This window comes from Candidatus Nitrosopumilus sp., from assembly GCF_029882185.1.
In the GTDB taxonomy this organism is placed as follows: domain Archaea; phylum Thermoproteota; class Nitrososphaeria; order Nitrososphaerales; family Nitrosopumilaceae; genus Nitrosopumilus.
This window is the reverse complement of the sequence record NZ_JAOULD010000047.1, coordinates 1-8,551: the sequence shown is the minus strand read 5'-3', so window position 1 is coordinate 8,551 and position 8,551 is coordinate 1. Positions and strand designations below refer to the sequence as shown.

9 protein-coding genes and 2 pseudogenes are annotated in these 8,551 nt (G+C 35.3%); 6 read left to right on the top strand and 5 right to left on the bottom strand.

Annotation, left to right across the window (positions count from 1 at the left end; genetic code table 11):
- Nucleotides 1-8: 8 nt before the first annotated feature.
- Nucleotides 9-122, top strand: a complete 114-nt coding sequence (locus OEW78_RS10590; protein ID WP_366523057.1) for a vitamin B12 dependent-methionine synthase activation domain-containing protein — start codon at nucleotides 9-11, stop codon at nucleotides 120-122.
- Here the strand turns inward: OEW78_RS10590 and OEW78_RS08935 are convergent.
- Nucleotides 119-856 carry a 5,10-methenyltetrahydrofolate synthetase gene (locus OEW78_RS08935; RefSeq protein WP_366523056.1) on the bottom strand — a complete coding sequence of 246 codons (738 nt, stop codon included), beginning with the start codon at nucleotides 854-856 and terminating at the stop codon, nucleotides 119-121. The two genes, OEW78_RS10590 and OEW78_RS08935, sit on opposite strands and share 4 nt — an antisense overlap.
- Nucleotides 857-927: 71 nt before the next feature.
- Between OEW78_RS08935 and OEW78_RS08930 the strand changes: the two genes are divergently transcribed.
- From OEW78_RS08930 to OEW78_RS10585, 3 genes and pseudogenes are all read left to right on the top strand, one after another.
- A complete protein-coding gene (locus tag OEW78_RS08930; RefSeq protein WP_300326959.1) occupies nucleotides 928-1,479 on the top strand; it encodes a CoA pyrophosphatase in 552 nt (183 codons plus the stop codon).
- A 37-nt stretch (nucleotides 1,480-1,516) separates the two neighbouring features.
- Nucleotides 1,517-1,675 carry a hypothetical protein gene (locus OEW78_RS08925; protein WP_008301622.1) on the top strand — a complete coding sequence of 53 codons (159 nt, stop codon included), beginning with the start codon at nucleotides 1,517-1,519 and terminating at the stop codon, nucleotides 1,673-1,675.
- A pseudogene (locus OEW78_RS10585) lies at nucleotides 1,676-1,903 on the top strand (50S ribosomal protein L31e); the annotation flags it as partial.
- Nucleotides 1,904-1,905: 2 nt separating this feature from the next.
- Here the strand turns inward: OEW78_RS10585 and OEW78_RS10580 are convergent.
- The 4 genes and pseudogenes from OEW78_RS10580 to OEW78_RS08905 all read right to left on the bottom strand — a co-directional run.
- A pseudogene (locus OEW78_RS10580) lies at nucleotides 1,906-2,055 on the bottom strand (hypothetical protein); the annotation flags it as partial.
- A 94-nt stretch (nucleotides 2,056-2,149) separates the two neighbouring features.
- Complete coding sequence (locus OEW78_RS08915) at nucleotides 2,150-3,100, bottom strand: cell division protein FtsZ (protein ID WP_300326957.1); 951 nt, start codon at nucleotides 3,098-3,100, stop codon at nucleotides 2,150-2,152.
- A 73-nt stretch (nucleotides 3,101-3,173) separates the two neighbouring features.
- Nucleotides 3,174-4,442 (bottom strand): tRNA (N(6)-L-threonylcarbamoyladenosine(37)-C(2))-methylthiotransferase, encoded by a 1,269-nt coding sequence (locus tag OEW78_RS08910; protein ID WP_300326956.1) that lies wholly within the window; start codon nucleotides 4,440-4,442, stop codon nucleotides 3,174-3,176.
- Between the two features lie 3 nt (nucleotides 4,443-4,445).
- The gene (locus OEW78_RS08905) at nucleotides 4,446-5,807 is read right to left on the bottom strand and encodes an aspartate ammonia-lyase (RefSeq protein WP_300326955.1); all 1,362 of its coding nucleotides are present in this window, start codon (nucleotides 5,805-5,807) and stop codon (nucleotides 4,446-4,448) included.
- A 126-nt stretch (nucleotides 5,808-5,933) separates the two neighbouring features.
- Here OEW78_RS08905 and OEW78_RS08900 point away from each other — a divergent pair, with 126 nt between their 5' ends.
- Together OEW78_RS08900 and OEW78_RS08895 are read left to right on the top strand one after the other, a co-directional pair.
- Entirely contained in the window at nucleotides 5,934-7,340 is a 1,407-nt protein-coding gene (locus tag OEW78_RS08900) for a multicopper oxidase domain-containing protein (protein ID WP_300326960.1), read from the top strand.
- Between the two features lie 68 nt (nucleotides 7,341-7,408).
- Entirely contained in the window at nucleotides 7,409-8,341 is a 933-nt protein-coding gene (locus OEW78_RS08895; RefSeq protein WP_300326954.1) for a D-2-hydroxyacid dehydrogenase, read from the top strand.
- The last annotated feature ends 210 nt before the right edge of the window (nucleotides 8,342-8,551 follow it).

Genomic DNA, 8,551 nt, shown 5'->3' with positions numbered 1-8,551 from the left:
GGAAATTATTGCAACCTGAAAAATCTGGAATGACATTGACGGAGTCTGGTCAAATCATTCCAGAACAATCAACTGCTGCAATAGTTGTTCATCATCCTAATGCAAAATATTTTGTGCTTTAATTGGTATATTTTTCTAAAAATTTATCCAGTCCATTAAAGTCACTTGGAGAAGTAAGTAAAACATCTCCTGTAATGTTTTGTGTTTTTTCCAATAATCCTTCAAATTCTTTGCTATATGATGCTAAATCTAAATTCAGAAACTCTGCAGATTTTTCATTTTTTGGAGATGGATACAGCAGTATTGGAATTATTGAAAAACCTTTGAGATTTTCATATAGTTCTTCAACTTGGTCTATATTTTGAATAACTTGAGTCATGAATCCTTTGGGCTTTGCTTCTAGTTTTTTTCCGATTTTTGAAAAATCAGGCTTGTTTGATATTGAAAGATATAAATCAATTTTAGAATCCACTCCTTGCTCTCTTAATCTTTTTACAGTCAAACTTGGAATTTGGCCTGAATCTTTTTTTCCTGTTTGTGACGGATCTCCCATCAAAATCAAAATTCCTGAGAATCCCATGGAAATACACTTATTGACAAATCTTAAAATCTCACTTTCACTTTTATCTCTGACTCTGAGACTGATGGTAATTGGTAAATCTGGAATTTTTTCTCTGATAATTTTTCCAACCTTGATTGGTGAAACTCTTTGAAATCCTAACACGTTTTCAGTTAGATGTATGGCATCACATTTCTTTGAAATGATTTTTATCTTTTCAACAAATTTTTGAATTGACTCATTAGTATTCACATCCGGTAAAATTTTTGGAGGATTGGCTTCATACCTGATTGTCATATTTTCATTTCTTTTCTTCTGGGTTAAAACCTTTGAATATCAAAACCCATATGGAATAATAGGAAAGAATTATGATGCTTTTAGATGATTTAAAATCACTTCTCTCTACTCCTATTGATCCTTTGTTAGAACATAGTGACAAGTATCGTTTGGCATCAATCCTTGTTGTAATTTATGGCGATGAACCACTAGTTGTAATGACTGAAAAACCAAAAGATATGAAATTCCATGCTGGTGAGATTTCATTTCCTGGTGGGAAATTGGATCCTGATGATTCTGATTTGTTAGAAACTGCATTGCGTGAAACTAATGAGGAGATAGGACTGACAATTTCTAGAGACCAAGTGATTGGACAACTAGATCCTGTGATAACTCTGAATTCTGGTTTTTTGATTTTGCCTTTCATTGCAATAGTTGATAAAATCCCCTCACTTTCTGCCAATGCTGAAGTTGAAAAAATTTTTCATATTCCTCTAGAATCCTTTTTAAAAACTGAGGTAAAAGATCCTGATCCATCTCATAATCGAATTCAGGAGATGTATACTTTTGAATATGAGAATCAAATTGTATGGGGCGCATCTGCTCGAATCCTAAAACAGATTCACAGTTGCCTAAAATCCTGAGATTCATTTAAAAAGAGCTCTTCGTGCCTGAAAATCTATGGCTGCACGCAAGTCCTCTCCAAGGAAAATCCGTCTACTCAAAAAGACTAGACAGACTTCGGCAGTACCTGCATGGATTATTCTCAAAACTAAGAGAAATGTAAGAACAAATCCAAAACGTAGAGCTTGGAGATCAACTGATGTGGAGGTAGGATAGATGTCTCAAGAATTAGAACGAGTTTACACAATTAATTTAGGTAAAGTTAAACTTTCTCAATCCCAACATAGGGCTGTTAGAGCAATTAACATAATTAGAGAATTTGCTCAACATCATATGAAAGTTGAAACAATAAAAATTGAGGAAGAATTAGCACATGAGGTTTGGGCAAAAGGAGTTAGAAGTCCTCCAAGAAAAGTTAGAGTTAGAATGAGCAAAACCGAAGAAGGTTATGTTCTTGTTTCAAGATATGATGAAGAAGTAGAAACCAAAGTTTCTCCTGAAAAAGAAACCAAAAAAGTTTCTGATAAGGTAGAACCAACTAAAGAAGCACCAAAGAAAGAAGAACCATCTAAAGAAGCACCAAAGAAAGAAGAACCATCTAAAGAAGCACCAAAGAAAGAAGAACCATCTAAAGAAGCACCAAAGAAAGATTAATTCTTTTCAAAAAATTATAATTTTAAAACAATCAGTTTACTCTAATTGGTATAAATCTAATTCACAATCAATACTGCAATCTGGTGTTGACCAATCAAGAGTGTTTTCATGTGGAATCATTCCTAATGGATCATAACTGTCAAACTTTGTCATTCCTTGAATCGATGATAGCATTACAACTTTGGAATCTTCTGATTCTGAAGTCATATCAATTTGTGAATTACTTTCATTAACAATTCCTGCAGTAAGATTTGTAATTGAATTAATTACTCCTACAGGAATATTATTACCTCCAACTACATACAACATTGAACGTTTAACAGAATTTGGGGGTGCATTACCATATAGCATTTTTAGTGAATCTCTGAGTGAATCTTCGATATTTTGTCCATTCTTACTAGTAGAGATGACATTGGTCTCAGATGATATCTCTGATGTGCCTAGTGATTCTATTACATGCATCATTGCAGAATTTGCAATTTCATAGCATGATTTTGGACTCAAATCTGGATTACTTTCTAACAATGAGTCATTATCTAACACAACAGTACACTCTGAATTCTCTCTGACTCTTTTTAGGGATACTCCTGAATTGAAAATTCTGTCTTTTTCATACTTGAAAGGCATAATTGCAAATGAAATCAAACCTGCATCTGATTTTTTACATATTTCAGATATGACCGGAGCCATGGCTGAGCCTGCTTTGCCTGCTAAATTACTCATTAAGATAACTGTAGAATACCCTGAAATTTTTGATTTAATTTCATCTTCAACTTTGTAAGTTGAGCCTCTGATTAACTGAACAGATGGGTTGACAACGGAATCTGTTGAAACGTGTATTGATAGGCTTTCTTGTGACAAGTCCTTTTTGTCATTACTAATTACCATGCAATCTGAATTTAGTGACTCTTTTGCTTGCAGTGCTAATTTTGAGCCTACGCCTCCAATGCCTATGATCAAAACTGGTTCTTTAACTTGGAAACTCATTTCTGATCTTATTTTCTGATTTAGATAAAAAACCTTCTTACGTTTTTTTAATCAAATTTTAGATCGAAAAAAATTAGCTTGCGATCTTCCCAACCAGTCTCTTTACTGTGGCATCGGTAATTTCAACTATGTATGACTGGCCTAATTCTACATCATCCTCAACTGCTATGGGTTTGTAGGCAAAGTTTCTACCTTTTATTCCCTCATCTGTCATCTCATCAAATAGGACTTTGCCTTTCCAACCGATCCATTTTTGATTACTTTCCATAGATAGTTTACTGATCTGTTCAAAAATTAGCTTGGTTCTTCGTTTAACTTCAGATGCATCAATTTGTTTCCATTCAGCTGCTTCTGTTCCAGGCCTTGCACTATACTTTGATAGGTTTACCACATCTGGTTTTGTTTCATCAAGCAATGAGATTGTTTTTTGGAATTCTTCTTCAGTTTCTGAAGGAAATCCAACAATGATGTCTGTGGAAATAGTGAAGTCTGCAAACCTTTCTTTTATTTTATTAACAATTTCTTTATATGTCCCAGATGTATGGCCTCGCTTCATATCATTTAGGACTTTGTCACTTCCACTTTGAACTGGAATGTGTAAAAATTTGAAAACTTTTTCATTGCTATAAGAATCAATTAGTTTTTCTTTTATTCTTGGCATGTACATTGGATTCATCATTCCGACTCTAATCATAAAATCTCCAGGAATTTCTGAAACTGCATTTACCAGAGTTGGCAAATCTGTTCCAATATCCAATCCATAACACCCATTATCTGTAGATGTCAACCATACTTCTTTACATCCTTCTTTAATTTCGGTCTTGACTTGTCTGACAATGTCTCCCAATCTGTAACTTGACAGATCTCCTTTGGATAGTTTGGTTTGACAAAAAGTACATTCACTCATACATCCACTTGCAATCTCCACAATTCCTACTGATGGATTAAGTCTGACTTTGGGAAGTCCTACTTTGGACAAGTCTGAATCTTCCAACGCAATTTGTTTTTGACCTCTCAATGTTGTGTTGATGACTTGGAGCGTTTTTCCTAATGAATTTGGACCTAACAAACTGGCATTTTCTGAAAATTTTTCAACATTTTCTTTTTCAGCTTTTGGAAGACAGCCTGCTACAATAAGTGGTTTTGATTTTAATGAATTAATTCTATACATCATTTTGTTAGCAGTAGAATCTTTGACTGAACATGTTACTACAATATTTAGATCAGATTCTTCTGAATTATCTGTAATTGTATGACCTCCGTTTAGGATTAATCCTGAAATCATCTCAGAATCTGCAAAGCTTGCAGAACATCCGTAGGCTTCTACGAAAATCTTTGCCATGATCTATCCAAATAATGAATCGATCTCTTTGTTACTCATCAATTTCTTTGAGACAACAAGTTCTCTGATGGTTTTTCCAGTTTTCAGTGACTCTTTGAAAAGCTCTGCTGATTTTAGATATCCTATCTTTGGTGTTAACAATGTGACAATTACCGGGCTGTTCTCAATATCTTCACGTAATTTATCTTTGTTAGCAGTTAACCCATCAATCAAATTTGCAGAAAATATTGGCAAGAAATTCTTTATCATGTCTGTTGATTCTAACATACACTTTAACATTCCAGGCAGCATGACATTTAGCTCAAACTGTCCTCCCTGAGCTGCACATGAAACGGCTGTATCGTTTCCAATGATGTTGAAACAAACCATGTTCATACATTCTGCTAAAGATGGATTTACTTTTCCTGGCATTATGGATGAGCCTGCATGAACTGCAGGAATTCCTAGTTCTGCTAATCCTGCAATTGGACCTGATGCCATCAATCTTATGTCGTTTGCAATTTTTCCAATCTCTATTGCCAAATTTCGTAGAGCCCCTGACAAATTTGCAACTGCAAATTTACTTTGCAAACCATGTTGCATATCTATTTCTGGTTTTAATGATAACTTTGAAATTTTTGCTAATTCTAATATTGCAATTTTTCTATATCCTTTTGGTGTATTAGCTCCAGAACCTACTGCAGTTCCACCTAATGCAACACTTTGCAACTCTTTTTGTGCATCAATGATTTCTTTTCTTGCTTTAGTGATTGATGTAATATATGCTGCAAATTCACTCCCCAATGTGACTGGTAATGCATCCATTAGATGAGTCCTTCCAATTTTCTTGAATGATGAAAATTCTTTTGCTTTTTTAGATAATGATTTTATCAAAATATCTATGGCAGGGATTGTCTCTTTGAGATTCATTAGAATTGCAACATGCATTGCAGTAGGATATGTGTCGTTACTTGATTGTGACATGTTGACATGATCATTTGGATGTAGGAATTCGTACTGTCCTTTCTTTTTATGAAGTATTTCTAGTGCCACATTTGAAATCACTTCGTTTGAATTCATGTTAAATGCAGTACCTGCCCCAGAATTTATCATGTCTACTACAAATTGGTCTACATGTTTTCCCGACAAGATTTTATCACATGCTGAAACAATTGCTTTTCCTCTCTTTGCATCTATTGCCTTTGTCTTCATATTTGCAACTGCTGCAGACCGCTTTATCATCACAAATGACTTTATCAGATTTTCATGGCTTTTATTCCCAGTTACGTGATACTGTTTAATGGCTCTGCCCGTAAATGCTCCATAATATGCGTCAGATGGGATTTTAACTTTTCCAAGTGAATCTTGATCTAATCTAAATTCCATGCTGATTATACTGAATTTTCACCCATTATTGATTCTTTTTCAGTTCATTTCAAAATTTCTGGACCATTAATGGGAATTATTATATAGGAATCTCTAGTGCGTTGCTTTATGAATAAGCGTGTTAGTATGCTCTTTACTATTGCAGCAGTAGCTGTAATGGGAGCAACCTTATTCGGAAGCACATACACACAAACCCAGATTGCTGGTCAATCCCTTGACTCATCCAAACTAGATGTTAATGTCATGGATCAGATCAGAAATATGGGTGGTTTACAGCTTGTAATGCCTCAAGCATTCGCAGAAACTGATTGTGGCGCACTTGAACAAACTGGACGAAACGTAGTTGAGTTCAATTTGACTGGTGTAAGTGTTGAACTTCCAATCATGGGAGGAAAAACCTACAACGCCATGACCTTTAGTGAACAAGTCCCAGGACCAACACTAAGAGTTACACAAGGTGACGTTGTAAAAATGACACTTACAATTCCAGACGATGAAGTTACTGGACACGGTAACGACATGCACGCATCACAAATGTCCGCATCAAACTTTGAATCAGTTAATCCTGGTGAAACAAGTCAGTACTGTTACATTGCTGAATCTGCAGGTGTCTTCAAATACCATTGTTCTGGTGTCAAACTAATTGGCATGGACCAACACGTTCTTTCCGGCATGTACGGAATTGCAATCGTTGATCCAGTTAATGGATACAAGAAATTAATGGTAGAGAAGACCAAAGTAAATCCAGCAGGTAAAGTATCTCTTGACAGACAATTCTATGATGCAGATGCATTAGAGTTCCAACTCCAATACAATCAATTGTACCTAACACCTGAAGGTAACTATGATGCAGGAGCAATGTTCAAACATCATAACACTGCAACAGTTGTTAATGGAATGCAATTTGGTTACGTACCAAACATGGCTCATAACTTACTCGTCAATGGCGATGTAAAGAAGAACATCTTTGTTGCACAACCCTGGAATGGACTTGAACACAAGCAATACCAATCACAACTCTTGTTTGTTGAAAATGATCAACACGTGAGACTCTTTATTGAAAACCAAGGTGACGAACCAGTTTTCTTCCACATTGTTGGAGAAATCTTGGATAGAGTTGTCCAAGGTAACAGAGTACAATCTGCAGCAACTGAGACATGGTTACTCGGTGGCTCACAAGGAATGATTGTTGATTTGGTCTTTGATGAACCAGGTGCATATGCAGCAGTAAACCATGATTATGCAGCAATTTACACTGGCGCAGCTACAGTCTTTGTAGCAGGTGACCCATTCGGCTTGAACCCAGTTCTAGTTGAGAAAGGAGTTATCCAAGCACCAGTAGCATCTTATGCATACGCTTTAGGCAATCCAAGTGATGCTGTCCCACCAATGGGAGCAAACAGTATTGCTCATCCTGCACTAAACATTCACGGTTTAATGACTGATGAAGTAGCTTCTGAAATGCAAGCAAGTGGCGATTATGTCGCATTATGGGAAGTAATTCCTGTAGTGGCAGAAATCCTTACTTCTTGATCTTTTAACATCTTTTTTTCTTTTTATTTTCTTAATGAATTATATTCCGTTGATCATTTTCTTTCCATATGGGATTTGAAGACTCTGTACTGATCTGTGATGAAGTCGATCCTATATTGAATAAAATTTTGATTGATAACGGATTAAAAGTTTCATATGAACCTGAAATATCTCCTGAACAAATTCTTGAAAAGATTTCTTCTTTTAACATTGTCATTGTTAGAAGTAGAACCACCATCACAAAAGAGATGATTGACAAAGCTGATAATTGCAAAATTATTGCCAGAGTTGGAGTTGGATTAGATAATGTTGATCAAGAATCTGCAAAAGCAAAAAACATCCGTGTAATCAATGCTGTAGAAGGAGCAATGAATGCCGTTGCAGAATTGGTTTTAGGTCTAATGTTATCATTAGCAAGACAAACTACAAGAGGTGATCGAGCGATAAGAAATGAAAAATGGCTCAAAAAAGAACTCAAAGGAACAGAACTTCGTGGAAAATATTTGGGAATTATTGGTTTAGGAAATATTGGAAAAAGATTGGGAAGATTAGCACGTGCATTAAACATGAACATTATTGGGTATGATGTAGTTCCAATTGATGAAGAATTTGCAAAAGAAGTCGGTCTGATGAAAGCTGATTTGAATACTCTTTTACAAAGTTCTGATTATGTATCGATACATGTTCCACTTTTAGATTCTACATATCATCTTCTTGATGCTGAAAAAATGTCAACTATGAAAAAGACTGCAAAAATCATCAATACCTCAAGAGGTGGTGTTGTTGATGAGGATGCCCTTTACAATGCACTCAAAAATGGTACTCTGGGTGGTGCTGCTTTGGATGTATTTGAAAAAGAACCTGCCATTGGAACAAAGTTGGCTGAGCTAGACAATGTAATTTTGACTCCGCACATCGGTGCTCAAACAAAAGAGGCTCAATCTTTAGCAGCAAATGTAATTGCTGAAAAGATTATTCAGATTCTACGTGGCGTAATTTAGTAGAACTTCTGCCTGAACTATAAAAATAACCAAAAAAGCTTGACTTTTACGTGATTTATTATCGTCTCTTCATTTTTAACGTCGATTTGGGAGTCTAAATTACAAATGAATAATTTTGCAGTAAAGGAACTTTATTCGAAAAAACACGCCAAATTTTCTAATGCTGATTCTTTATTGAAAATTTCTCTTGGATTAATCTTGTTTACTATA

Bases quoted from the DNA above. Each gene is read 5' to 3' on its own strand.
- OEW78_RS08935 (WP_366523056.1), bottom strand. From the start codon at position 856: ATGACAATCAGGTATGAAGCCAATCCTCCAAAAATTTTACCGGATGTG.
- OEW78_RS08930 (WP_300326959.1), top strand. From the start codon at position 928: ATGATGCTTTTAGATGATTTAAAATCACTTCTCTCTACTCCTATTGAT.
- OEW78_RS08925 (WP_008301622.1), top strand. From the start codon at position 1,517: ATGGCTGCACGCAAGTCCTCTCCAAGGAAAATCCGTCTACTCAAAAAG.
- OEW78_RS08915 (WP_300326957.1), bottom strand. From the start codon at position 3,100: ATGAGTTTCCAAGTTAAAGAACCAGTTTTGATCATAGGCATTGGAGGC.
- OEW78_RS08910 (WP_300326956.1), bottom strand. From the start codon at position 4,442: ATGGCAAAGATTTTCGTAGAAGCCTACGGATGTTCTGCAAGCTTTGCA.
- OEW78_RS08905 (WP_300326955.1), bottom strand. From the start codon at position 5,807: ATGGAATTTAGATTAGATCAAGATTCACTTGGAAAAGTTAAAATCCCA.
- OEW78_RS08900 (WP_300326960.1), top strand. From the start codon at position 5,934: ATGCTCTTTACTATTGCAGCAGTAGCTGTAATGGGAGCAACCTTATTC.
- OEW78_RS08895 (WP_300326954.1), top strand. From the start codon at position 7,409: ATGGGATTTGAAGACTCTGTACTGATCTGTGATGAAGTCGATCCTATA.